This is a genomic window from Streptomyces sp. SirexAA-E, from assembly GCF_000177195.2.
In the GTDB taxonomy this organism is placed as follows: Bacteria; Actinomycetota; Actinomycetes; order Streptomycetales; family Streptomycetaceae; genus Streptomyces; species Streptomyces flavovirens.
In genome coordinates, this window is record NC_015953.1 from 4,101,814 (window position 1) to 4,125,312 (window position 23,499).

The following is a 23,499-nucleotide window of genomic DNA, read 5'->3' on the forward strand; positions in this document are numbered from 1 at the left end:
CCACCCGGCCGGGTCGTCGCTCAGCTGAACTGGGCGACGCCCGAGGCGAACGAGGTGTCGCAGACCGGGCGGGAGAAGCGGTGCGCCCGGGTCGGCCCGTACTGCTCGACGGCGGCCTTGCCCAGCGCCTTCGCGATCGACATGCAGTGCCTGGCGAGCGACGGGCGCGCCTCGACGGTGCGCTGGAGCTCGGTGAGCGCGACGCCCGGGTCCTTCTCGCGCAGCTCCAGGAGGAGCTTGTCGCGCAGGACGTCCTGCGGGGCGGGTGCCTTGGCCTGCTTGGACAGGGTGGTCTCGGATGCCGCGGTCAGCAGCTGGGACTCACTGCCCTGCGCCGACCACGACACGCGGGTGACCGCGAGGGTCCCGGACAGGACCATGACGACGGGCAGTACGAGAGCGAGGGAACGGCCGATGCGGCGCGCGGTGTGGGTCACGCAGGTGAGCGTAGCGCCCGGTGATGACATGGCGACATTCCGTCACTCTTGCGGGGGATGGTTCGACGTGCCTTTTCGAATTCCGGGTTGACGTCGGCGGTCGAATGGCGCGGTATGCCGGGGATTCGGGGCCCTGGGAAGACGAAACCCGAAAGCGTTCCGGCCACGCGAACGGGCTCGCCGCCGGGCCGCGGGACGGAGGCCCGGGGCTGCCCCGGGCACGCGAACGGCCCCCGCGACCCGGGCGAGCCGAGTGCGGGGGCCGTGCGATGCGGCTGAGTGGTGCGGCCGTGCGGTGTCAGTCGGTGAGGCGCTCGCCGGTCGACGTCGCGAAGACGTGCAGCTCCTCCGGGCGCGGCACGACGTGCAGCTCGGTGCCCTTCTCCGGGACGGCACGGCCGCCGACGCGGACGACCAGGTCCTGGTGCTCGCCACCGACCTGCGCGGCACCGTAGACGAAGCCGTCGGCGCCGAGCTCCTCGACGACGTTGACGGAGACGGCGAGACCGGCGGGCGCGGCGGCCGAGTCCTTGGTGAGGCTCTGGGCGGCGGCGCCACCGTGCTCGACGATGTCGAAGTGCTCGGGGCGGATGCCGACCGTGACGGTACGGTCGCCGCGGTCGGCGGCGGCGGAGAGCGCGGCACGGGAGACCGGGACGACGCTGTTGCCGAACTTCACGCCGCCGTCGGTGATCGGCACCTCGACGAGGTTCATCGCCGGGGATCCGATGAAGCCGGCCACGAAGAGGTTCGCCGGGCGGTCGTACATGTTGCGCGGCGAGTCGACCTGCTGGAGCAGACCGTCCTTGAGGACCGCGACCCGGTCGCCCATGGTGAGGGCCTCGACCTGGTCGTGGGTGACGTAGACGGTGGTGATGCCGAGGCGGCGCTGCAGGGAGGCGATCTGCGTACGCGTCGAGACACGGAGCTTGGCGTCGAGGTTCGACAGCGGCTCGTCCATGAGGAAGACCTGCGGCTCACGCACGATGGCGCGGCCCATCGCCACACGCTGGCGCTGACCACCGGAGAGGGCCTTCGGCTTGCGGTCCAGGTAGTCGCTGAGGTCCAGCATCTTGGCGGCCTCTTCGACCTTCGCCCGGATGTCGGTCTTGTTCACACCGGCGATCTTGAGCGCGAAGCCCATGTTGTCCGCGACGGTCATGTGCGGGTAGAGCGCGTAGTTCTGGAACACCATGGCGATGTCCCGGTCCTTCGGGGGCAGGTGCGTGACGTCGCGGTCACCGATGCGGATCGCACCGCCGTTGACGTCCTCGAGACCCGCGAGCATGCGCAGGGAGGTCGACTTGCCACAACCGGAGGGACCGACGAGGACGAGGAACTCGCCGTCCTCGATGTCGATCTCGAGCTGGTCCACGGCCGGCTTCGTGGAGCCGGGGTAGACGCGGGACGCCTTGTCGAACGTGACACTGGCCATGCTGATCTTCTCCTCCACCGGCAGGAACGTGCCGGACGATCCGAGTAAGGGAGTGGTGTGGTCCACTGGAGTGAACCTGAGGTGACGCTACCTGGCGGTTTTCGTTCTGTCAGTAGTCCTGGGCCCCGAATATTCCGCGCGGGCCGGGCCGTCACGTTGGTTACACTGCTCCGGCACGCCTCCTTAGCTCAGCTGGCCAGAGCAACGCACTTGTAATGCGTAGGTCGTCGGTTCGAATCCGACAGGGGGCTCAGCGGGAAGCCCAGGTCAGATGCACTCTGACCTGGGCTTTCTTCGTTTCGGCGGACGCGCCGGTGGCGCCGCACGCGTGCTGTCCGGGGTCGCGGTTCTGGTCTCAGTCACCGGTTCCGTGGCCGGCGTGAACGCGTCTCCCATGCGCCGCACGGCGTCCTTCGCGAGCGTGGACCGGCCCTTCGCGTAGCGTCTTGTCTGAGTGATCTGGGTGTGCCGAAGGATCTCCATGATCGTGGGCATGTCCACTCCGAGTTCGTTGAGGATCGTGCCCGCCGTGTGACGGCTTCCGTCGTGGAGGCGGCGATCGCCGAGGCCGGCTTCCTCCGGCAGGTCCTCGAGCTCCTGCCGGTCCGTTTCCGGGTCGACGGACCGCCCGTCGAGTCAGGCTCGGAGGGGGTCCGGCCTGTCGGCTCGGACAAGGGCTCGTGCCAGGTCGAGGCCCGCTGAGAGGGTGTCGAGCGACAGGGGCTGTGTGGCGAGGGCGCCTTCGTGCAGCGTGAGGAGCTGGGTGGCGAGGAGGGCGGGGTTCCCGCAGCCCGCCGTGGTGGCGAGTTCCTCGAACAGGTTCAGCAGCCAGAGCTTCTGGTTCGCCGCGATGCGGTACGCGGGATGCGAAGGGTCCGCCAGTTCGGCCAGCGCGTTGATGAACGCGCATCCACGGGTGTTGTTCTCGCTCCAGGTGCGCAGGGCGTCGAAGGGGGCGGTGACGGACTCGACGGGGCCGTCGCAGGCGTCGACGGCGGCGAGGACGAGTGACCGCCAGCGCTGGTCGCGTTCGTCCAGGTAGGTCGCCACGAGGCGGTCCTTCGAACCGAACTGGTTGTACAGGGTCCGCTTGGTCACGCCGGAGTGCTCGGCGATCAGGTCCACACCGACCGCCGTGATGCCCCGGTCGTAGAACAGCTCCTCCGCTGCCGCGACGATGCGGCGGCCGGCCGGCGACATGGGCTGCGCTTCCCGCATCGGGCACCTCTTCACTGATCGGTGTACGGTCGAAGGAGTTCACAGATCAGTATACCGAGGAGGAGGCGCCGATGAAGGATGTGCCCGGGACCATGCGCGCGGTGTGGATCGCGCAGCACGGGGGGCCGGAGGTCCTCGAACTGGCGGAGGTGGCCGTGCCCGCGCCGCAGGCGGGAGAGGTGCTGGTGCGGGTGGCCGCGGTGGCGCTGAACAACACCGACCTGTGGACCCGAGAGGGGGCTTACGGTCGGCCCGGAGACCCGGAGGCGCTGTCGGGCTGGCGGGGGCCGATCGGCTTCCCGCGCATCCAGGGCGCCGACGTGGCGGGCCGCGTCGTGGCGGTCGGTGCCGACGTGGACGAGAGCCTCGTCGGGCGCCGCGTGGTCGTCGACCCGGCGATCTACGACACCGAAGGCCCGGACGCCAACCCGGTGGGCCTGATGGGGAGCGAACGCGACGGCGGCTATGCCGAGTACGTGACCGCGCCGGCGGAGCGGGCGCACGACGTGACGGGATCCCCCCTCACGGACGATCAGCTCGCCACACTGCCGACCGCCTACGGCACGGCCCTGGGCATGATCGAGCGGGGCCGGCTGCGGGCGGGAGAGACCGTCCTGGTCTCGGGGGCGTCCGGCGGTGTCGGTCTCGCGCTGGTGCAGATCGCCCGTGCGCGCGGCGCGAGGGTGCTCGCCGTCAGCAGCGGGTCCAAGATCGACGCGGTGCGCGAGGCGGGCGCGCACGAAGTCCTCGACCGGGCGGAGGACATCGCCGAGCAGGCCCGCGCCGCCGCCCCGGACGGCATCGACGTCGCACTCGACGTCGTCGCCGGGGACCTGGTGGGCGACGGGCTGCCCCTGCTGCGTGAAGGCGGCCGGTGGGTCATCGCCGGTGCGCTCGGCGGCTACGGCGTGGCCTTCGACGTACGCCGTCTCTACCTGCACAACGCGCAGGTCATCGGCTCCGCGATGCACACGCCGACGCACTTCGGCCTCCTCATGGAGCTGGCCCGCAAGGCGGAGATCCAGCCCGTCGTCGCGGCGGCGTTCCCCCTGGACCAGGCCGCTCAGGCGCAGGAGGAACTCGCCCGCAGGAGGCACGTGGGAAAGATCGTCATGCACCCGTGAGCGGTCGGGGGCCTCGGCCTCGAACCCCTGGTCACGGACCTGTGCGGGCCGGCGCTCAGACGCCCGTACGCCGCCGCTGGTCCTCTCGCACCAACAGGAGGACGGTGGGGTCGGCGCCGCACGTACGGGCGAACCGTTCCAGCAGGAGACGGCTGGGCAGCTCCGTTCCGTCGAGGAAGCGTGCGAGCCCACGGGGCGATATGCCCAGGCCGGCCGCGACCTCGGCGGGCGGTATCCGTGCGAGCCGTAGCACGCGCTCCATGATCTGCCCGATGTGCCAACGGGGAGGCGGGGTTCCTTCGTCATGGTCCATATGAGGAGGCCCTGATTCGAGGATGCGTGGTCGATTCCATGCGTGAGGACGGCGGCAACGGGCCGCGCGCCGAGAGGACCCGGCGGTCGCTCCGTGAGGGAGTGACCGCCGGTCTTCCGTCAGCCGTTCTTCAGCGTCCGGTAGAGCTGGTAGCCGTGAGACATCAGGCTGAGCACCGCCGTGACGCGGTCGACCGGTGAAGCGGGCGGCTCCTGCAACGACAGGACTGCGCCCAATGTCTGCGTGACCATGAGCCATTGGTCGGTCGGGCAGATCGAGCACACGGTGTCCCGTAGGTGACTGCTAGCCTCTTTTCCGCGGGCGCGCTTGCTTCGCTTGTCGCGTACGCGGTCAGAAGAGGGCGTCATGGACGTTTCTCCTTTGGTCGGAGTAAACGCAGGGCCCTGGTGGCGACGGCCTCGAAACTGTGCAGCCGGGGTCCTGCGGCTGATCAGCTGATCAGCCGCATCAGACAGTAGTGCGCACAACTCCCTTCTCCTCGCCCTGTATTGCGCCCCCCGCGCGCCCCGACTCGCCGCCGTACGCGCGCGCGTGATGCCGCCGTTTCCGCTACGCCGGAGTCAGTAAGGACGCCCGGTGTTTCGTGGTGCTCGAAGTGGCGGGGAATTCGTGCGTTTCCCCAGCTGGGAGTGGGTAGCGAAGCACAGCGAACATATGACCGGCACATATTCCCGTGTTCGCGTCCGATGTCGCTGTGCCCCGGCTCCGCGCCGATGCGGTGGTAGGGAAAGAAGTTGGCCGCCGCGTGCAGTTGCGCGCGGGCGCACACCATCGAATCTCGAATCAATCCCGCGCCGGGGCATGACCGTGGCGGCAAACGGTCATACTCCTATCGATCGCAGGCTTGCAATTGCACGCCTGTAAGGGGGAAGTGGAGACCACGGAGGTGGCGTGATGGCGCAGCCGAGCACCGTGCGAGTCGGATACGAGGACGGACGATTCGTCTGGAGGAAGAGTTCGTACAGCGACCACAACGGCGACTGTGTGGAGCTGGCAGAGGCGGGCCACTCGGTGGCCTTCCGTGATTCCAAGGACTCCCAGGGGCCCGTGATCTCGGTGGACCGTCGGGCGGCGGCGGTCTTCGTGTCCGCGATGACGGAGGGCCGGCTGTCCGCGGGCCGGGTCTGAGGGCGTGATTCGGCCACCTCGCGCCTGTCGAGGTGGCCTGACCCGCCAAGATCACAACAAAGGGCAGTGACGGCCCTGGCACTGCCCCGGGCTGACCACCCATCATGTAGACCGTGCAACTGCACGTGCAGCAACGCGAGTTCGGCCTACAAGCACGCCAACGGCACGGTGACAGATGGGTGGATGTCCTGGTGGACGGCGTAGAGAAGAAGACGGAGCTCCCAGGTGCGGGGCTGACCGACTTAGGTCAGGACCGGCCGCACAGCGCCCGCATGTACGACTACTACCTGGGGGGGAAGACCAACTACGCGGTCGACCGGGAGGCCGCCGACGCGGTCATCCAGCGGTTCCCCGCGATCCTGACGGCGGCCCGGGTCAACCGTGCCTTCATGCACCGAGCCGTTCACTTCCTCGCCGCGGAGCGAGGTGTTCGCCAGTTCCTCGACATCGGCACCGGCATCCCCACCGCACCCAACCTCCACGAGGTGGTGCAAGCGGTGGACGCGCGATCCAGGGTGGCGTACGTCGACACCGACCCGATCGTCCTGGCGTACGCCGACTCGCTCCTCACCAGCTCCCGGGAGGGTGAGACCAGCTATGTCGAAGCCAGCGTCACCGATCCCGAGGCGGTCATCGAGGCCGTCAGGGAAGACGGATGCCTTTCGTTCGACGAGCCCGTCGCGCTGACCCTGCACGCCCTGCTGCACTTCGTCCCCGACGACCAGGACGCGTACGGGGTCGTGGACCGGCTCCTCGACGAGCTGCCGCCCGGCTCGTATCTCAGCCTGTCGCACTGCACCGGTGACTTCGCGCCGGAGTCCTGGCAGGCCATCGTGGACCTCTACAAGGGCAGAGGCACCCCGGCGCAAGTGCGGAGCCATGACGAGGTGCTGCGCTTCTTCGAACGCCTCGAACTGGTGCGCCCCGGGCTGGTCGTCGCGCACCGCTGGCGCCCTGAGCAGGCCAGCGGGCCGAGCTTGGTGACCGATGCCGACGCGTCCCTCTACGCCGGTGTGGCAGTGAAGAAGTGATGCCTCCGCACCACGGGACGCGTGGCGGGACCGTCATGTCCTCGCGAGCCGGTCACGGATCCGCTGCTGCGACCGCTTCTTCGACAGGCTGACGTTGAGGAGGCGGTCGAAGCCCTTGCTGCGGTGGTCCACCTCGTCCGCCTCCTGGCAGACGAGACCGCTCTCGTGGCGCTCCTCGTAGAGGACCGTGGGAAGCAACCGCTCCTCGAAGTCGAACAGCATGGTCTGTCCGATACCGGTCGGTGTGTCCAATCGCGACAGCTCGACGACGTGCAGGCTGAAGCGCGGATCGTGGGACAGCTCGACCAGGTGGGCGAGCTGTCCCCGCATGATCTCCCTGGACCCGAAGCCGCGGATGAGCGTCACCTCGTCCAGCAGGCAGAGATAGCGCGCCGACTGCGACTCCCTGAAGCGCGCCTGGCGCTCCAGCCGGAACTGCACCCGCTTGTCGATCTCCTCGGCGGTGGCTCCCGGCATCCCCAACCGGACCACGGCGCGTGCGTAGTCGGCCGTCTGGAGCATCCCGGGCACCCGGTCCCGGTCGTACACCCGGATGAGCTGGGCTCCCTCCTCCAGTGTCACCAGCGTGAGCAGCTTCTGCTTGGCCAGTCCCCGCCACTCCGACTCCTGCCACCAGCGGTGCCGGTTGGCGTTGTCCAGGACCTCGAGAAGGTGCGCCCGCTCTTCGGGTGTCGCCCGGTAGACCTGGAGTGCCTTGAGGACGGCATCGGGCTTGCAGGGCGTCTCGCCCGTCTCGTTGCGGCAGATGGTGTACTTGGAGACCCCCAGCAGATCGGCCGCGTCCTTCTGGGAGAGGCCCTGGGCTTTACGGAGCCGCCGCAACTCGCGTCCCACCACCATGTGCTGCGCCTTGGGGACGGCATTGTGCAGTTGTCGAACCTGCCGCCGAGCCTGCGCTTGGGCCCTCACTTGATCTCCTCGGGTGAACACCGCTGCCGTGCAGCTGAGTTGTACGCGACAGCCATCGTGCAGCACGCCCGGCATTGGTACACAGTAAATCGGATAACCGGCTCAATCGTGTCTATATGTTCGATTTCTGCGACCGCCCGAGTGGCCGGGGACCCATGCCCGCCGAGCCGCGCCTTCCGCCGAGCCGCCTCCCGCCGGTACGCCGAACTGTCCACGCCGCTCGGCAAGCCTTCCCGGCGTTGCGTCAAGCACGCCCCGTGAGCCGGTCCGCCCATGTGGCGAGGCGGTCCGTCTCCGCGCTCACCGCCGTGGCCTCCCGTCGGTCGGCCGCGCGGTAGGCCGCCCGCACGGTGTGGACGCCGAGCCGGCGCAGGGGCTCGGGTTCCCAGCGGCGCGAGGTGTGGCCGACCCAGGGCAGGGTGGTCAGCTCGGTGGGACCGGCCTGGCCGGAGTCCTGCTGGATGAGGTCGCGCAGGGTGCGGGCGGCGAGGTTGGCGGTGGCGACACCGCAGTCCGCGTAGCCGCCCGCCCAGCCGAGGCCCGTGGAGCGGTCCAGGGCGACCGTGGCGCACCGGTCGCGGGGGACGCCCACCACGCCTGACCAGGTGTGGTCGATCCGGGTGCCGGCGGTCGTGGGGAAGAGGCGGACCAGCAGGTCGCCAGGGCCTCGACGGTGGCGGGCGGCGTACGGGTGTCGGCGCCGACGGACGGACCGTGGTGGCAGGAGGCGTCCCGGCGGCCGAGCACGATGCGGCCGTCGGCGGTGCGCTGGGCGTAGGCGGGGGAGTGGGCCAGCTCGCCGAGGGTCTCGCGTCCCTCCCAGCCGAGGGTGTCCCAGAGCGACGAGGGCAGCGGCTCGGTGACGATCACCGACGAGTCCATGGGGAGCCAGGTGCGTTTGTGGCCCTTGAGAGCGGCGGTGTAGCCCTCGGTGCAGCGCAGGACGTACGGGGCGCGGACCGTGCCGTAGGGGGTGACGGCGTGCTTGGGTCTGATCTCGGTGACGGGGGTCGACTCGTGGATGGTCACGCCGAGCGCCTCCACCGCGTCGGCGAGGCCCGTGACGAGCTTCCCGGGGTGCAGTCGGGCGCCGTGCGGGGTCCAGCTGGAGCCGACGGCCCCGGCGATCCGGACGCGTTCGGCGGTCTCCCTGGCACCGCGCATGACCCGATCGTTCTCACCGAAGGCGATCTCCACCGAGTGGTGGTCCTTGAGGCGCGCCAACTGGGCCGGGTTACGGGCGACTTCGAGGGCGCCGCCGTGGTGGATGTCGGCGTCGATCCTCTCTTCGGCGGCGAAGCGGACGACCTCGGCCACCGTGGCGTTCACGGCCTGCTGGAGGCGGACGGCGGCGTCGTGGCCGTGCAGCCGGGCGTAGCGGCCGCGGCCGGCGAAGCCGTTGTGCAGACGGCCCCCGTTGCGGCCGGAGGCGCCGTGTCCGCAGGACGCGGCTTCCAGGACGGTGATGTCGAGGAAGGGGACGGCCTTCTTGAGGTAGTACGCCGTCCACAGGCCGGTGTACCCGCCGCCCACGACACAGACGTCCGCGGTGGTGTCGCCGGGCAGGGGCTCGCGCGGGACGGGGGTGCCCCCGTGCGCGTACCAGAACGGTATGCCGCCGTTGACGGTGCTGACCGTGTTCATATGTCCCCTGCTTGTCCGTGTGCAGTCCAGTTGCTGGGGGGACAGTACTGCGCGGCGGGGCGTCGTCGGGCGTGCTCTTCTACGCTCGGGGTGTGATCGAGGTTCCCGAGGAGTTCGCCGCCTGCCAGGTCGAGTTCAAGGGCGCGGCGGGCCGGGCGTTCGCGTCCGCGCTGCCGGCGCTCGCCGAGGAGTTCCTGGACCGGTGGGGGCTGCGGCCGGACGGCGGCGTGATGTACGGGATGTGCGCGCTGGTGCTGCCGGTGGTGCGGGAGGACGGCCGTCCGGCGGCGCTGAAGTTGCAGATGGTCGACGAGGAGACGGTGGGGGAGCCGGCCGCGCTGCGGGCGTGGGGTGCGGCGGGCGCCGGAGCGGTCGGTCTGCTGGAGTACGACGCGCGGACCGGTGCGCTGCTGCTGGAACGGCTCGACGAGCGGCGGCCGTTGACGGCGGTGGCCGATGCGCGGGTGGCGGTGGGTGTGCTGGCCCGGTCGCTGGCCCGGCTGGTGTCCGTACCGGCGCCGGAGGGCATGCGGGGCCTGGGCGAGGTGGCGGCGCGGATGCTGGAGGCCGCTCCCGGGGCGGCCGGGGCGCTGGCGGACGAGGGCGAGCGGCGGTTGCTGCTCGACTGCGCGGCGGCGGTACGGGAGGTGGCGGGGGAGCCGGGTGACCGGTTGCTGCACTGGGACCTGCACTACGACAACATCCTGGCCGGGCGGCCGGAGGAGGGCCGGGCGGGGCAGTGGGTGGCGCTGGACCCGAAGCCGCTCGCCGGGGACCCGGGGTTCGAGCTTTTCCCCGCCCTGGACAACCGGTTCGACGCCTCCGAGGTGCTCTGGCGGTTCGACCTGCTGACGGAGGTGCTGGGGCTCGACCGGGACAGGGCGCGGGCCTGGACCCTGGGGCGGGTGCTGCAGAACGGGGTGTGGTCGACCGGTGGCGGGGCGCGGCGGCTGTCGGCCGATCACGCGGAGATCGCCCGGCGGTTGTCGCGGCGGAGCTGAGGCGTGGACGTGTGGCCGCGTGTCTAGGGTGCTCCCATGATTCGTACTGCCACGGTCGACGACGTCCCTGTCATCCACGCCATGATCCGCGAGCTCGCCGACTACGAGAAGGCGCTCGACGAGGCCCAGGCCACCGAGGAGCAGCTGCGCCGGGCGCTGTTCGGGGAGCACCCGGCGGCGTATGCGCACCTCGCGGTGTCGGACGAGGACGGTGAGGCTGTCGGGTTCGCGCTGTGGTTCCTCAACTTCTCGACCTGGCGCGGGGTGCACGGGGTGTACCTGGAGGATCTGTACGTGCGCCCGGAGCGGCGTGGCGGAGGGCACGGGAAGGCGCTGCTGGCGGAGCTGGCGCGGATCTGTGTGGAGCGCGGGTACGGGCGCCTGGAGTGGTCGGTGCTGAACTGGAACGCCCCGTCCATCGCGTTCTACGAGTCGCTGGGCGCGCGCCCGCAGGACGAGTGGACGGTGTACCGGCTGTCGGACGGGGCGCTCGCGGAGCTGGGCGGGGCCTGAGGGCGGCCCTCGGGCCCCGCGGGGGTCAGGGGATGAGGACGACGGGGTGGCCCTCGGGCCCCGCGGGGGTCAGGGGATGAGGACGACCTTGCCCGTGGTGCCGCGTGTCTCGAGGGCGTGGTGGGCGGCGGCGGCCTCCGCGAGGGGGTAGCGCTGGACGGCGGGCCGGAGCCGTCCGGAGGCGGCCTCGGCGAGCGCCCGTGATTCCAGGGCGCGCAGACCGCCCGCCTTCTCGATCATGACGGGGCCGAGGACGCCCCGTGAGGTGATGCCGCGTGCGGCGAGCTCCTCCTCGGTGAAGGAGAGGCCCTCGCCGTCGCGGATCCCCTGGCTCGACCAGCCGAAGACGACGTGCAGGCCGCCTTTCCCGAGCAGGCCGACGGCGGCGCGGGCGGTGTCGCCGCCCACCGAGTCGTAGACGACCGTGGCGTCGCGGCCGAGGGCGTCGAGGTGGGCGCGGACCTCGCGGTGCCAGTCGGGGCGCGTGTAGTCGACGGCGAGGTCGGCGCCGTTCCCGGTGACCCGGGCGACCTTGGCCGGGCCGCCCGCCAGGCCGATGACGGTGGCCCCGGCGTTCTTGGCGTACTGGACGATCAGGGTGCCGATGCCGCCGGCCGCGGCGGGGACGACGGCGACGGAGTCGGGCCCCAGCTCGGTGAACTGGAGGATGCCGAGTGCGGTGCGGCCGGTGCCGATCATGGCGACGGCCTCGGCCTCGTCGAGCCCGTCGGGGACCGGGTGGAGCCTGTCGGCGTCGGTGACGGTGAGTTCGGCGTAGCCGCCGGGGGCCATGCCGATGTGGGCGACGACGCGGCGGCCGAGCCAGCCCGGATCGGTGCCTTCGCCGAGCGACTCGACGGTGCCGGCGACCTCGCGGCCGGGGATCGTGGGCAGCTCGGTGGGCGCCGGGTAGGGGCCGGCCGCGCCCTCCCGCAGGGCGGCGTCGAGGAGGTGGACGCCCGCCGCGGCGACGGCGATCCGGACCTGGCCGGGGCCCGGGACGGGATCGTCGGTCCGCTCGTAGGTGAGGTTCTCGGCGGGGCCGAAGGCGTGGAGGCGGACGGCGTGCATGCGGGCTCCCCGGAGTCGTGGCGGTGGCTTCGTCCGCCACTGTCCGACCTCACGCGCGCTTGAGGTCAAGCCCGTGCCTGACATCGCCGGGCCTCGGAGGGGGCGGGGCCGGACTGTCGGTGGCGTAGGTCACGATGGGGGCATGGCAGGGAGAGGCAGCAGGAGCGGAAGCGGTGGGCGTGCGGGTGTGAAGGACGCGGTGGCCGCGGCGCGGCGCCCGGAGGTCCGGCTGCCACCCCTCGTCGCTTACGAGGGCGAGGGGCTGGAGCCGGACGGGGACTACGACGGTGTGCGGTTCGAGGAGGTGGACCTCACGGACGCGGCGGGCCCGGGGGCCCGCTTCATGGACTGCGAGCTGCGGGGCTGCTCCCTGGACCGTACGGAGCTGGGGCGGGCCAGGTTCCTGGACTCGGTGCTGACGGGCGTGCGCGGGGTGGGCACGGACCTCGCCGGGGCGTCCCTGCGCGATGTGGAGATCGTCGACGCGCGGCTGGGCGGGGTCCAGCTGCACGGCGCGGTGCTGGAGCGGGTCCTGGTGCGGGGCGGGAAGATCGACTACCTGAATCTGCGGACGGCACGGCTCAGAGACGTCGTCTTCGAGGGCTGTGTGCTCTCCGAGCCGGACTTCGGACAGGCGCAGCTGACACGGGTGGAGTTCCGGGACTGCGTGCTGCGGCGGGCCGACTTCACCGCCGTGCGGATGGAGTCGGTCGATCTGCGCTCGGTCGCCGAGCTCGACATCGCGCGGGGGGTGGACCGGCTGGCGGGGGCGGTGATCAGCCCGGCCCAGCTGATGGAGCTGGCACCGGCGTTCGCCGCGCAGATCGGGGTGCGGGTGGAGGCGTAGGCATCCGCTCGGGGACGGAGGAGCTCGGAGACGGAGGAGCTCAAAGGCGGGGGAAGCGGGCCTGGAGGTCCCAGACGACGGGATTGTCGGCGAGGCCGTCATGCATGTCGGCGAGGTCGGCGATCACGTCGTGCAGGAAGTCGCGGGCCTCGCGGCGCAGCAGCGAGTGGCTGAAGGTGAGCGGGGGCTCCTCGGCGGGCATCCAGTCCGCTTCGATGTCCACCCAGCCGAAGCGGCGTTCGAAGAGCATGCGGTCGGAGGACTCGGTGAAGTCGAGCTCGGCGTACTGGCGGCGGTGCGAGCGGCTGCCGCGCGGGTCCTGGTCGAGCTGCTCGACGATGTCGCAGAGCGCCCAGGCGAAGTCGAGCACGGGGACCCATCCCCAGGCTGTGGACACTTCGCGGTCCGCCTTGGTGTCGGCGAGGTAGACGTCCCCGGAGAACAGGTCGTGCCGCAGGGCGCGGACGTCCGCGCGGCGGTAGTCGGTCTGCGGGGGGTCCGGGAAGCGCCGGGAGAGGGAGTAGCCGATGTCGAGCACGGTTCGATGGTGTCATGCCCGGCGGGTGGCCCGTGCCGGGCCGCGAGGCGGCCGGCGGGCGGCGGGGTCCGCGGAGTTCACGGGGCCGTCCGGAGGAGACGGGCCGCGCCGTCACGCCGTGCCGGGACGGTCGCCACACCGCGCAGAGACGGCCTTCTCGGCGGCAGTCCCCGGCCCGTGGCACACGCAGGCCCCCGGCCCGCCGCAAGGGCGACCCGGGGGCTTGCGGTGACTGTGCGTCAGAGGTTGACGCCGAAGTCCTGGGCGATGCCGCGCAGGCCCGAGGCGTAGCCCTGGCCGACCGCGCGGAACTTCCACTCGGCGCCGTTGCGGTAGAGCTCGCCGAAGACCATGGCGGTCTCGGTGGCGGCGTCCTCGCTCAGGTCGTAGCGGGCGATCTCGGTGCCGCCGGCCTGGTTGACGATGCGGATGAAGGCGTTGCGCACCTGGCCGAAGTTCTGGCTGCGGGCCTCGGCGTCGTAGATGGAGACCGGGAAGACGATCTTGTCGATGTCCGCCGGGAGGCCCGCCAGGTTGACGTTGATCTGCTCGTCGTCGCCCTCGCCCTGGCCCGTGACGTTGTCACCGGTGTGGACGATGGTCTGGTCCGGCGTCGCCTTGTTGTTGAAGAAGACGAAGTGGCCGTCGGAGTAGACCTTGCCGGCCGCGTTCACCGCGATCGCCGAGGCGTCGAGGTCGAAGTCGGTGCCGGTGGTGGTGCGGACGTCCCAGCCGAGGCCGACCGTGACGGCGGTCAGGCCCGGGGCCTCCTTGGTGAGCGAGACGTTGCCGCCCTTGGACAGGCTTACTGCCATGGGAAGTCCCTTTCCTCGTCGTGTGCGGGCTTCGTGCCATCACGAAGCTACCGTCACCCGTCATAACGCGGGCAGTGGACCAGGAGGTTCCTGCTCGCTTTACTTTCTTTGCCGAACTTCTGCCCGAACGCACGCAAAACAAGGTGACGAACCGGCCCCGGGCCAGGGACCATGGGTGTCATGTCCGGGCCCTATGTCATCCGCGGTTCGGTCTCCCTGCCGGAGGCCGAGCTCATGTGGCGTTTCTCGCGGTCCTCCGGTCCCGGCGGCCAGCACGTCAACACCACCGACTCCCAGGTGGAGCTCCGCTTCGACCTGGCGGCGACCGAGGCCCTGCCCGAGGTGTGGAAGGCCCGGGCGCTCGAAAGGCTGGCGGGCAGGCTGGTGGGCGGCGTCGTCTCCGTACGCGCCTCGGAACACCGCTCCCAGTGGCGCAACCGCGAGACCGCCGCCGTGCGGCTCGCCGCGCTCCTCGCGGAGGCCACCGCCCCGCCGCCCGCGCCGCGTCGCAAGAAGCGGATCCCGCGCGGCATCAACGAACGCCGCCTGCGTGAGAAGAAGCAGCGCGGCGAGACGAAGCGCGGCCGCTCCGGCCGCGACTGGTGACGCCCGGCAGCCGTCCGAGGGCACCGTTTCGGTCCGTGTGACGCCCGGCGGCCGCGCGGGGGCACCGTTTCAGGCCGGTGTGGCCCCGCCGCATCGCGCCCACGTGCTCACCGCCGCATCGCGCCCGAGTGCCCCGCCGCCTCAGCCCAGCCGGCGGTAGCGGCCCTTGAAGTACGTCAGGGGCTCGCCGTCCCCGCTCGGCAGCTCGGCGGTCAGCACCCGCCCGATCACCAGCGTGTGGTCGCCCGCCCGCACCCGCTGCTCCGTACGGCACTCCAGCGTCGCCAGCGCACCGGCCACCAGTGGGGCACCCGTCATCTCCCCCCGCAGGTAGGGGACGCTCTCGAACAGCAGCCGGTCGCTGATCCGCCCCTTCATGGCGAACCGCGAGGCGATCTGCCGCTGGTCCTCCGCCAGCACCGAGACCGCCCACATGGGCTGCTCCGCCAGCAGGTCGTCCATCCGCGAGTCGTTGCGCAGGCTGACCATGACCAGCGGCGGGTCCAGGGAGACCGAGACGAAGGCGGTCGCCGTCATCCCGACGTCCTCGCCCCGGCCGTGCTCGTCGAGTGGTGGTTCCTCGGCGGTGATCAGCACCACCCCGGCGGCCAGGCGGGCCAGGGCGGCACGGAACGCGTCGTTGCTCACCCCCTCAGCATGGGGTACGGACGCGGGGCGCGGGGTGGGAGAAGTCGTAGATGGCACATCCGGCACGCTAGCGGGGCCGGTGGCGCCGCCACATCGGGCCAGGGGACCAGTCGGGTCCTAGGACCCGGGTACCGCGCTCCCGGGACTTCCGCGATTTGCGTTCAGAAAGCGCCGGAACGGACAGGAGGGGCCCTGTCGGGTATCCGACACTCCTGAGGCATCTGTTGTGACTTGGAGCACAGAGGCCACTATTTGTTGACCCTGTGTACCGAGGGCACAGCTCACTGTGATTCAGTGACCGTGACACTGCAACAAGTACGTCGATATGAAATCTGGAGTTGCTGTCGAGGTCTCGGGGAGTGCGAGCAATGGAGGCCGAGTCGGAGCCGTACGTCCGCCTTGCGACCATGCGGCAGCTGCACCAGGCCGTCGCTGATCTCAACAGGGCGCGGAGTCTGGCCGACACGCTGCAGGCCGTGGCCGACGGCATCGTCGCCGGTCTCGGCTACGAACTGGGCTGCGTCAACCTCGTCCGCCCCGACGGTGATCTCGTCGTCGCCGCCTTCGCCGGGAACGACGCCGCGGAGGCCCTGATCACCGGCCGCGTCGGCTCCAGGGAGTCCTGGGAGCGCAGGCTGTCCATGGGCGAGCCCTGGGACGAGCTCCGGTTCATACCGCACACCGAGGGCTGGGTGCTCCTCGACGACGACGTGCCGCAGTGGCACACCGACGGGCCGGAACCCCGCTTCGAGGACGAGTGGCACCCCCTGGACCGGCTGTACGCCCCGATGTACGCCTCCGGCGGGGGTATGGACCTCCTGGGCGTCCTCTCCGTCGACCGGCCGCGCAACGGCCGCCGGCCCGGCGCCTGGGGCCGTGAGGCCCTCCAGATGTACGCCTCCCAGGCGGCGATTGCGATCAGTAACGCCCGGCTGCGAGCAAACATGCAGCGCGCCCTCGTCCGGCTGGAGCGCGAGCAGCAGGCCCTGCGCGCCAGTGAGGAATCCTTCCGCCAGGCCTTCGAGTACGCCCCCAGCGGCATGGCCATCGCCGAGATGGGCGGCGACCAGCACGGCAGGCTGCTGCGCACCAACGACGCGCTCTGCCGTCTGCTGGGCCGCCCCGCCTCCGTGCTGCGCCGCTACTCCTTCGCGGATCTCGTCCACCCCGAGGACATCGGCACCCTGCTGCGTACGTCCGCCGAGGGCGGCCGGGCGGAGCTGCGGCTCGGCCGCCGCGACGGCTCCTACCTCTGGGTCTCGCTGCGCAACTCCGTGGTCGCGGACACCGCCGACGGCCCGCGCTTCCTGCTCACCCACGTCGAGGACATCGAGGAGCGCAAGCGCAACGAGCTGAACCTCGCCCACCGGGCGTCCCACGACGCGCTCACCGGCCTGCCCAACAGCGCCGAGCTGCGTTCCCGGCTCAGCGCCCGGCTGTGTGAGAGGCCTCACTCGGTGGCAGCCTCCTCGGCCTCCACGGCGATCGAGGCGCTGGACGCGGCGTACGGGGACACCGGGGCCTCGCCCGCCCACGGCTACCGCGCGGACGGCTACGAGGGCGAGGCCGTCCCAGGCGGTGGGCCCTACGACCACCACGTCCACACCGTCGCCCCGGACGAGGAGCACGACGACGGGACGAAGGGCCTGGCCGTCCTCTTCTGCGACCTCGACGGCTTCAAGTCCATCAACGACCGTTTCGGGCATCACACGGGCGACGCGGTCCTCATCGAGGTCGCCAGGCGGCTGACCACCTGCGTTCGTGACGGTGACACCGTCGCCCGGCTCGGGGGTGACGAATTCGTCGTCCTCGCGGACGGGCTCGGGGCCGCGGATGCCGCAGATCTGGCCGTACGCTTGCGTAACGCCATCATTCCGCCCATCAGGGTGGACGGCCGGGCCGTCAGGGTCGGTGCGAGCTTCGGTATCGGCTGGGCCGAGTGCGGCATGACGGTGGAAGAGGTCCTGAGCTCCGCCGACCAGCGGATGTACGTGGAGAAGCGGTCCCGGTCGAAGGTTCACCGCAGGGCCGGATGACGTTCACGCCCCCGCCCTTCCCGTACCACGCCCGGTTTCCGGGGCGGCCCGGGGCAATTCGACGTCTGCTCCGTTCGGGGTAGGCTCGGCCGGTCGGCGACGGCTGGCGACATGGTGAGGAGTGACCCAGGGATGACGGCCGGGAACAACGGCGCGAGCAAGCCCGAGGACGACGATCCGTTCGGCTATCTGTACGCGGACGGGCAGGCGGCGGGCGCCCAGCCGCCGGGACAGGGCGGCTACGGCTACCCCGGCCCGGCCGCACAGCAGCCCGGCGTGCCCAGAACCTCGTACAACCAGGTGCGGACCGTCGGCGAGCGCCAGTACGGGCAGGTACCGCCGCAGCAGGCGTACGGCCAGCAGCCCCCGCCGCAGTACGGTCAGCCGAACCCGCAGTACGCGGCCCCGGAGACCTACCCGGGCGGTGCGCCGACCGCACCGCAGGGTGGCGGCCGGGGCTCCGGTCCCGGGCGGGGCGGCCCCAACACCAAGGCGCTGCTGATCGCGGCGGTCGCCGTGGTCGCGGTGGTGCTCATCGGTATCGGCGCCGCGCTGATGACGGGCGACGACTCCGACAAGAAGAAGCAGGAGGCCGGTTCGTCGGCGGGCCCGGCGGGCGAGGTCGAGGAGTCCCCGGAGCCGTCCACGTCGGCCGATCCGTCCCAGGAGCCCGTCGAACTGCCCAAGCAGGACGCGGCGACGCTGACCCTGGGTGGCACGGCGGCCCTGGACAACTCGGTCAAGGGCGCCAAGGGTGCCAACGGCCAGTACATCAGCCTCAACGAGGTCGGCCGGTCGGCGACCTGGACGGTGGATGTGCCGGCGGACGGCCCGTACACCCTCTACGTGACGTACGGCGTGCCCGGCAAGGACGCCAAGACGTCCCTGACGGTCAACGACGAGGAGCCCCGCTCCATCAACATGAAGAACTTCGCACAGGCCGCGGAGGGCGACCTGGAGAAGGGCTGGACCAACACCTACGCGTGGGTGCAGCTCAAGAAGGGGTCCAACACCCTCACGCTGTCGTGCCGCGAGGGCGACTCGTGCGACGCCAACCTCGACCAGCTGGAGCTGAAGTCGGGCCACACCAAGTAGGTACGCCCGCGGGGAACACCGTCCGCGCCCCGGTCTCGCCCCGCGAGCCGGGGCGCGGCCGTGTCCCGGGTCAGGCGGCCGGGGCGTGCCGCTCGACCGTGACGCGGGGCAGCAGCTCCGCGTAGGCCGCCGGGTCGAACTCGCCGGCGGTGGGGGCCAGTACGGTCGCGGTCGCCAGGGCGACCGCGCGGGCGAGCCGGCCGGGCCAGTCCAGTCCGTCCACGAGCCCGGCCAGCAGCCCGGCCACGGCGGAGTCCCCGGCGCCCGTCGGATTCCCCCGGACCGGGGCGGGGGGCGCGGCCCGCCAGATGCCGTCCGGGGTGACGGCGAGCAGCCCGTCGGCGCCCAGCGAGGCGACGACGCTGTGGGCGCCCCGGCGGCGCGCGTCGCGGGTGGCGCGCAGGGGTTCGCGGGCTCCGGTGAGCTGGGCGAGCTCGTCGGCGTTCGGCTTGACGAGGTCGGGGCGGGCGGCGATGCCCCGGCGCAGGGGTTCGCCGCTGGTGTCCAGCAGTGCGGGCACCCCGGCGGCGCGGGCGAGGCGGATCAGGTCCGCGTAGGCGCCGACGTGGATACCGGGCGGCAGGCTGCCGCAGAGGGCGACCGCGTCGGCCGTGCCGAGGAGGTCGCGGTAGGCCCGCAGGAAGGCGTCCCACTCGTGGGCGCCGATGTGCGGGCCGGGTTCGTTGAGCTGGGTGGTGTCACCGGTGGCGCGGTCGACGACGGCCACGGTGCGCCGGGTGCTGCCGGACACCTCGACGAGGGCGTCGGTCGGGTGGTTCGGGAGGCCGGCGAGCAGCTCGCGCAGGACCGCTCCGGTGGCACCTCCGGCGAAGCCGGTGACCACTGCCTCGTGGCCCAGTTCCCGGAGCACCCGGGCCACGTTGACGCCCTTGCCGCCGGGGCGCTCGGTCATCTCGCCGACGCGGTGGCTGGTGTGCGGGACGAGGGCGGGGACGCCGTACGTCAGGTCGAGCGCGGTGTTCAGCGTGACGGTCAGTATCACCTGCACCGGCTCCCGGTTCGTTCGTGGTCCGTCCTTCGCGCACCGTCTCCTCGCGGCGCGCTGCCCCGGCGATCATGCCAAAGAGGCGGCGGCCGTCCCAGCCCCGCGGGACAACCGCCGTCTCTTCGTTACGTGTTCGACCAGCCCGCCGGGCTCAGGCGGGGTCGACGATCCACTCGCCGCGGCGCATGACGCCCTTGAGCGCGAAGTCCGCGTCCAGGACGACGAGGTCGGCGTCCTTGCCCGGTTCGAGCGAGCCGACCCGGTCGTCCAGGCCGAGCAGCCGCGCCGGGTTGGCGGAGATGGACCGGACGACGTCCTCGACCGGGATCCGGTCGACGGTCACGGCCCGGCGGAACGCGGTGTCCAGGGTCAGCGTCGAGCCGGCGATCGAGCCGCCCTCCACCAGCCGGGCGACTCCGTCCTTGACCTCGACGTCGAGCGGGCCGAGGAGGTAGCGGCCGTCGGCGGCGCCGGCGGCGTCCATCGCGTCGGTGATCAGCGCGACCCGGTCGGCTCCCGCGTGGTGGTAGGCCAGTTCGAGTGCGGCCGGGTGCAGGTGCGTCCCGTCGTTGATCAGCTCGACGGTGACGCGCTCGTCCTCCAGGAGGGCGGCGATCGGCCCGGGCGCACGGTGGCCGAGGACGGGCATCGCGTTGTAGAGGTGGGTGGCGACGGTGGCGCCGGCGTCGATCGCCTCGACGGTCTGCTCGTAGGTGGCGTCCGTGTGCCCGACGGCGGCGATCACCCCGTGTTCGGCCAGCAGCCGTACGGACTCGATGCCGCCCGGGAGTTCGGTGGCCAGGGTGACCATCTTGGCCGTGCCGCGGGCCGCCTCGATCAGCTTGCGGACCTCGGCGGGGTCGGGGTCGCGCAGGAGGGCCTCGCTGTGGGCGCCCTTGCGGCACGGGGAGATGAAGGGGCCCTCGAAGTGGACCCCGGCCAGCTCGCCCTGCTCGACCAGCTCCGAGAGCAGACCGGCCTGACGGGCCAGGAAGTCCATGTCGCCGGTGACGGTGGAGGCGACGACGGTGGTCGAGCCGTGCGCGCGGTGCGTCCGCACGCCGGTCAGGACGTCCTCGGCGGAGCCGGTGGCGAAGGAGGCTCCGCCGCCGCCGTGGTTGTGCATGTCCACGAAGCCCGGGACCACCCAGTGGCCCGACAGGTCGACGGTCCGGGCGCCGTCCGGCGTGCTGCCGGCGATCCGGGGGCCCTCGACGATCACCCGGCCGTTCTCGACGGTTCCGGTGGGAAGCACCACCCGGGCGCCTGCGAGAACTGTGCTGTCTGCGCGTCCGGCCATCAGGCGGATACCTCCGTGGAGAGTAGATCCCAGGCGAGCAGCCCTGCGCCCAGGCATCCGGCGGTGTCCCCGAGGGCCGCCGGGACGATGTGGGGCAGTTTCTGGAACGTGACGCGTTCCTCGACGGCCGCACGCAGTGGTGTGAACAAGGTTTCCCCCGCCTCGGCCAGACCGCCACCGATGATCAGCGTGCGGGGGTCCAGCAGGGTGAGGGCGGTCACCAGCCCCGCGGCGAGCGCGTCGACGGCGTTCTGCCAGACGCGGAGCGCGGCCGGGTCGCCCGAGGCCACGGCCTTGGCGCAGTCCGCCGCGTCGGCCTCCGGGTCGCCGGACGCCTCGGCCCAGGCCCGGGAGACGGCGGACGCGGACGCCAGCGTCTCCAGACAGCCGCGCTGACCGCAGCCGCAGTCGGGGCCGTCCGGGCGTACGACGACGTGGCCGATCTCGCCCGCGTAGCCGTGGGCCCCCGCCTCGATGGAGCCCGCGATGCCGATGGCGCCGGCGATCCCGGTGCCCAGCGGGACGAAGAGGAAACGGTCGGTGCCCTTGCCCGCGCCGATCCGTCCCTCGGCGAGACCGCCGGTCCTGACGTCGTGGCCGAGCGCGACGGGTATGCCGCCGAGCCGCTCGGCGATCAGGGCGCGCAGGGGGACGTCGCGCCAGCCCAGGTTGGTGGCGTAGACGGCGATCCCGCGCTCGGCGTCGACGATGCCCGGTACGGCGACCCCGGCGGCGACGGCCCCTTCGCCGAAGTGGGCCTCGCCGTACGCGTACAGATCCTCCGCGAAGCCGAGGACGGTGTCGACGACGGCCTCGGCGCCGCGCTCCCGGCCGGTGGCCCGGCGCGCCTCGTGGAGCAGGGTGCCGTCTTCCCCGACCAGTGCGGCCTTCATTCCTGTGCCGCCCACATCGAGGGCGATGACGTGTCTCACGGGAGACAGTTTCGCCCGAGGACCCCTAAAAGGTCTAGTCCACTAACGCAGTTTGTTGCGTGCGCATACAAACGGTGTCCAGTCGTCCCCTGCTACATTGCCGAATCGATACTGCGGTGGTTTAGACCAACGTAGGTGTACATGTGCGGACGAACGTAGGGATGGGCCAGGCTGTGCAGCGGCGCTTTGTGGGGGTGACCGCGGTGGCGGCGGCACTGGGTTTGACGGCGACATTGTCGGGTTGTGGAGCGGACGGCGGTTCGGGGGACGTCACCCTGAAGCTGGTGGCGGCGGACTACGGCACCGGCGCCGAGAACAGTTCCCAGAAGTACTGGGACGACCTCGCCGCCGCGTTCGAGAAGAAGAACCCCGGCATCCGGGTCGACGTCACCGTCCGCTCCTGGAAGGACGTCGACCGCGAGGTCGCCGAGATGGTGAAGGCCGGCGAGGCCCCCGACATCGCGCAGATCGGCGCCTACGCCGACTACGCCGAGGCCGGAGACCTCTACCCCGCGAGCGAGATGCTGGCCATCCGCACCGAGTCCAACTTCCTGCCGTCGCTCAGCGACGCGGGCAAGGTCCGCGGCTCCCTGTACGGCCTTCCGTTCGTGGCGAGCACCCGGCTGCTCTTCTACAACAAGGGGCTGTTCGACGCGGCGGGTATCGACGCCCCGCAGACCTGGGACGACATCAGCAGCGACGCCGAGGCGCTGAAGAAGAACGGCGTCACCTACCCCTTCGCCCTGCCGCTCGGCCCGGAGGAGTCCCAGGCCGAGACCCTGATGTGGATGCTCAGCGGCAACGGCGGCTACACGGACGACGTCGGCACGTACGTCATCGACTCCGCGGCCAACGTCGAGACCTTCAAGTGGCTGCAGAGAGACCTCGTCGGCAAGGGCCTCACCGGGCCCGTCGCCCCCGGCAAGCTCGACCGGGCCAAGGCGTTCGAGGCGTTCACCAAGGGCGAGGTGGGCATGCTCAACGGCCACCCGACGCTCATGGAGGACGCCGAGAAGAAGGGCATCGAGGTCGGCATGGTCCCGCTGCCCGGGGCCGACGGGCCGACCGAGGGCTCCATGGGCGTGGCCGACTGGATGATGGGCTTCAAGCAGAACGGCCACCGCAAGGAGATAGGCAGGTTCCTCGACTTCGCCTATCAGGACGAGAACGTGCTGGCCTTCGCCGACGCGTACGACCTGCTGCCGGTGACCGGGAGCGCCTCGGCCGAGATGGAGGCCGACACCAAGCACAAGCCGCTGCACGACTTCCTGTCGGCCCTGCCGAACTCCCAGCTCTACCCCTTCGGCAAGACGTCCTGGGCGCAGGTCAGCGAGGCGGTCAAGGAGAAGATCGGCTCCGCGGTCGAGCCGAACGGCAACCCCGAGATCGTCCTCGGCGACATCGCGGCCGTGGCGCGGGACACGGAGAGCGCGCAGTAAGTTGGGCGATATGACCGCAGCCGCCCCGGACCCGGATGCCCCGGACCCCGACGCCTCGGCCCCGGACGCCCTGGATTCCGGCGCCTCGGATCCCGGCGCCTCGGCCCCGGACGCCGCCCTCTCCGACCAGGAGCGCGCGGTGCTGGCCGTGGAGCGGCAGTCCTGGCCGGGTCCGGGTGCGAAGGAACGCGCGATCCGGGAACGGCTGGGGATGTCCCCGGTGCGCTACTTCCAGCTCCTCAACGCACTCCTGGACGACCGCCGCGCACTGGAGGAGGACCCGGTGACGGTCAACCGCCTGCGCCGCGTCCGCGAGGCCAGACGCGACCGTCGCTGAGCCGCCCCTCGCCGGTTCCGGACCGATACGCTCG

At 71.4% G+C, this 23,499-nt stretch carries 24 protein-coding genes, 1 tRNA gene and 2 pseudogenes; 12 read left to right on the forward strand and 15 right to left on the reverse strand.

The window, feature by feature from the left end:
- Positions 1-20: 20 nt before the first annotated feature.
- Both SACTE_RS18330 and ugpC read right to left on the reverse strand, forming a co-directional pair.
- Positions 21-437, reverse strand: coding sequence for a hypothetical protein (locus SACTE_RS18330; protein ID WP_026359158.1), 417 nt, complete (start codon positions 435-437; stop codon positions 21-23).
- Positions 438-735: 298 nt separating this feature from the next.
- Positions 736-1,872 carry a sn-glycerol-3-phosphate ABC transporter ATP-binding protein UgpC gene (gene ugpC, locus SACTE_RS18335; RefSeq protein ID WP_026359157.1) on the reverse strand — a complete coding sequence of 379 codons (1,137 nt, stop codon included), beginning with the start codon at positions 1,870-1,872 and terminating at the stop codon, positions 736-738.
- Positions 1,873-2,049: 177 nt separating this feature from the next.
- Here ugpC and SACTE_RS18340 point away from each other — a divergent pair.
- Positions 2,050-2,123: transfer RNA gene (locus SACTE_RS18340), tRNA-Thr, on the forward strand.
- Positions 2,124-2,139: 16 nt separating this feature from the next.
- On the opposite strand, the pseudogene SACTE_RS33340 reads toward SACTE_RS18340, so the two are convergent.
- Positions 2,140-2,505: pseudogene (locus SACTE_RS33340) on the reverse strand (tyrosine-type recombinase/integrase); the annotation flags it as partial.
- A 3-nt stretch (positions 2,506-2,508) separates the two neighbouring features.
- Complete coding sequence (locus SACTE_RS18345; protein ID WP_014047513.1) at positions 2,509-3,090, reverse strand: TetR/AcrR family transcriptional regulator; 582 nt, start codon at positions 3,088-3,090, stop codon at positions 2,509-2,511.
- Positions 3,091-3,161: 71 nt separating this feature from the next.
- On the opposite strand from SACTE_RS18345, the gene SACTE_RS18350 reads away from it, so the two are divergent.
- On the forward strand, positions 3,162-4,214 hold the full coding sequence (locus SACTE_RS18350; RefSeq protein ID WP_014047514.1) for a zinc-binding dehydrogenase: 1,053 nt from the start codon (positions 3,162-3,164) through the stop codon (positions 4,212-4,214).
- Positions 4,215-4,269: 55 nt separating this feature from the next.
- Here SACTE_RS18350 and SACTE_RS18355 read toward each other — a convergent pair whose 3' ends face one another.
- Both SACTE_RS18355 and SACTE_RS18360 read right to left on the reverse strand, forming a co-directional pair.
- A complete protein-coding gene (locus SACTE_RS18355; RefSeq protein ID WP_014047515.1) occupies positions 4,270-4,527 on the reverse strand; it encodes a helix-turn-helix transcriptional regulator in 258 nt (85 codons plus the stop codon).
- A gap of 119 nt (positions 4,528-4,646) precedes the next feature.
- Positions 4,647-4,895 carry a hypothetical protein gene (locus tag SACTE_RS18360; RefSeq protein ID WP_014047516.1) on the reverse strand — a complete coding sequence of 83 codons (249 nt, stop codon included), beginning with the start codon at positions 4,893-4,895 and terminating at the stop codon, positions 4,647-4,649.
- A 547-nt stretch (positions 4,896-5,442) separates the two neighbouring features.
- Here SACTE_RS18360 and SACTE_RS18365 point away from each other — a divergent pair.
- Both SACTE_RS18365 and SACTE_RS18370 read left to right on the forward strand, forming a co-directional pair.
- A complete protein-coding gene (locus tag SACTE_RS18365; protein WP_014047517.1) occupies positions 5,443-5,676 on the forward strand; it encodes a DUF397 domain-containing protein in 234 nt (77 codons plus the stop codon).
- A gap of 233 nt (positions 5,677-5,909) precedes the next feature.
- Positions 5,910-6,707: an SAM-dependent methyltransferase gene (locus SACTE_RS18370; RefSeq protein ID WP_037759165.1), complete on the forward strand. Its 798-nt coding sequence runs from the start codon at positions 5,910-5,912 to the stop codon at positions 6,705-6,707.
- 33 nt (positions 6,708-6,740) lie between these two features.
- Here the strand turns inward: SACTE_RS18370 and SACTE_RS18375 are convergent, their stop codons facing one another.
- Both SACTE_RS18375 and SACTE_RS18380 read right to left on the reverse strand, forming a co-directional pair.
- A complete protein-coding gene (locus SACTE_RS18375; RefSeq protein ID WP_014047519.1) occupies positions 6,741-7,568 on the reverse strand; it encodes a helix-turn-helix transcriptional regulator in 828 nt (275 codons plus the stop codon).
- Positions 7,569-7,881: 313 nt separating this feature from the next.
- A pseudogene (locus tag SACTE_RS18380) lies at positions 7,882-9,281 on the reverse strand (FAD-dependent oxidoreductase).
- A gap of 92 nt (positions 9,282-9,373) precedes the next feature.
- On the opposite strand from SACTE_RS18380, the gene SACTE_RS18385 reads away from it, so the two are divergent.
- Positions 9,374-10,282 carry an aminoglycoside phosphotransferase family protein gene (locus tag SACTE_RS18385; protein WP_026359155.1) on the forward strand — a complete coding sequence of 303 codons (909 nt, stop codon included), beginning with the start codon at positions 9,374-9,376 and terminating at the stop codon, positions 10,280-10,282.
- Positions 10,283-10,318: 36 nt separating this feature from the next.
- A complete protein-coding gene (locus SACTE_RS18390; protein WP_014047521.1) occupies positions 10,319-10,795 on the forward strand; it encodes a GNAT family N-acetyltransferase in 477 nt (158 codons plus the stop codon).
- Positions 10,796-10,864: 69 nt separating this feature from the next.
- On the opposite strand, the gene SACTE_RS18395 is transcribed toward SACTE_RS18390, so the two are convergent.
- The gene (locus SACTE_RS18395; RefSeq protein WP_014047522.1) at positions 10,865-11,866 is read right to left on the reverse strand and encodes a zinc-binding dehydrogenase; all 1,002 of its coding nucleotides are present in this window, start codon (positions 11,864-11,866) and stop codon (positions 10,865-10,867) included.
- 142 nt (positions 11,867-12,008) lie between these two features.
- Between SACTE_RS18395 and SACTE_RS18400 the strand changes: the two genes are divergently transcribed.
- On the forward strand, positions 12,009-12,713 hold the full coding sequence (locus tag SACTE_RS18400; RefSeq protein ID WP_050986370.1) for a pentapeptide repeat-containing protein: 705 nt from the start codon (positions 12,009-12,011) through the stop codon (positions 12,711-12,713).
- Between the two features lie 40 nt (positions 12,714-12,753).
- Here the strand turns inward: SACTE_RS18400 and SACTE_RS18405 are convergent, their stop codons facing one another.
- Complete coding sequence (locus tag SACTE_RS18405) at positions 12,754-13,251, reverse strand: hypothetical protein (protein WP_014047524.1); 498 nt, start codon at positions 13,249-13,251, stop codon at positions 12,754-12,756.
- Positions 13,252-13,490: 239 nt separating this feature from the next.
- On the reverse strand, positions 13,491-14,066 hold the full coding sequence (locus SACTE_RS18410) for a TerD family protein (RefSeq protein ID WP_014047525.1): 576 nt from the start codon (positions 14,064-14,066) through the stop codon (positions 13,491-13,493).
- Between the two features lie 171 nt (positions 14,067-14,237).
- Here SACTE_RS18410 and arfB point away from each other — a divergent pair, with 171 nt between their 5' ends.
- Positions 14,238-14,672 (forward strand): alternative ribosome rescue aminoacyl-tRNA hydrolase ArfB, encoded by a 435-nt coding sequence (arfB, locus tag SACTE_RS18415; protein ID WP_019993402.1) that lies wholly within the window; start codon positions 14,238-14,240, stop codon positions 14,670-14,672.
- A 141-nt stretch (positions 14,673-14,813) separates the two neighbouring features.
- Here the strand turns inward: arfB and SACTE_RS18420 are convergent, their stop codons facing one another.
- Positions 14,814-15,320 (reverse strand): flavin reductase family protein, encoded by a 507-nt coding sequence (locus SACTE_RS18420; protein ID WP_014047527.1) that lies wholly within the window; start codon positions 15,318-15,320, stop codon positions 14,814-14,816.
- Between the two features lie 368 nt (positions 15,321-15,688).
- Here SACTE_RS18420 and cdgB point away from each other — a divergent pair, with 368 nt between their 5' ends.
- Positions 15,689-17,356, forward strand: coding sequence for a diguanylate cyclase CdgB (gene cdgB / locus SACTE_RS18425; RefSeq protein WP_014047528.1), 1,668 nt, complete (start codon positions 15,689-15,691; stop codon positions 17,354-17,356).
- Positions 17,357-17,488: 132 nt separating this feature from the next.
- On the forward strand, positions 17,489-18,451 hold the full coding sequence (locus SACTE_RS18430) for a hypothetical protein (RefSeq protein WP_014047529.1): 963 nt from the start codon (positions 17,489-17,491) through the stop codon (positions 18,449-18,451).
- Positions 18,452-18,521: 70 nt separating this feature from the next.
- Here the strand turns inward: SACTE_RS18430 and SACTE_RS18435 are convergent, their stop codons facing one another.
- From SACTE_RS18435 to SACTE_RS18445, 3 genes are all read right to left on the reverse strand, one after another.
- Positions 18,522-19,454 (reverse strand): 1-phosphofructokinase family hexose kinase, encoded by a 933-nt coding sequence (locus tag SACTE_RS18435; protein WP_014047530.1) that lies wholly within the window; start codon positions 19,452-19,454, stop codon positions 18,522-18,524.
- A 154-nt stretch (positions 19,455-19,608) separates the two neighbouring features.
- Positions 19,609-20,757, reverse strand: coding sequence for an N-acetylglucosamine-6-phosphate deacetylase (gene nagA / locus SACTE_RS18440; protein ID WP_014047531.1), 1,149 nt, complete (start codon positions 20,755-20,757; stop codon positions 19,609-19,611).
- Positions 20,757-21,689, reverse strand: coding sequence for an ROK family protein (locus tag SACTE_RS18445; protein WP_026359154.1), 933 nt, complete (start codon positions 21,687-21,689; stop codon positions 20,757-20,759). Before SACTE_RS18445 ends, nagA begins: the two co-directional genes overlap by 1 nt.
- A gap of 161 nt (positions 21,690-21,850) precedes the next feature.
- Here SACTE_RS18445 and SACTE_RS18450 point away from each other — a divergent pair, with 161 nt between their 5' ends.
- Together SACTE_RS18450 and SACTE_RS18455 are read left to right on the forward strand one after the other, a co-directional pair.
- Positions 21,851-23,128, forward strand: a complete 1,278-nt coding sequence (locus SACTE_RS18450) for an extracellular solute-binding protein (RefSeq protein WP_014047533.1) — start codon at positions 21,851-21,853, stop codon at positions 23,126-23,128.
- Positions 23,129-23,138: 10 nt separating this feature from the next.
- On the forward strand, positions 23,139-23,465 hold the full coding sequence (locus SACTE_RS18455) for a DUF3263 domain-containing protein (RefSeq protein WP_014047534.1): 327 nt from the start codon (positions 23,139-23,141) through the stop codon (positions 23,463-23,465).
- The last annotated feature ends 34 nt before the right edge of the window (positions 23,466-23,499 follow it).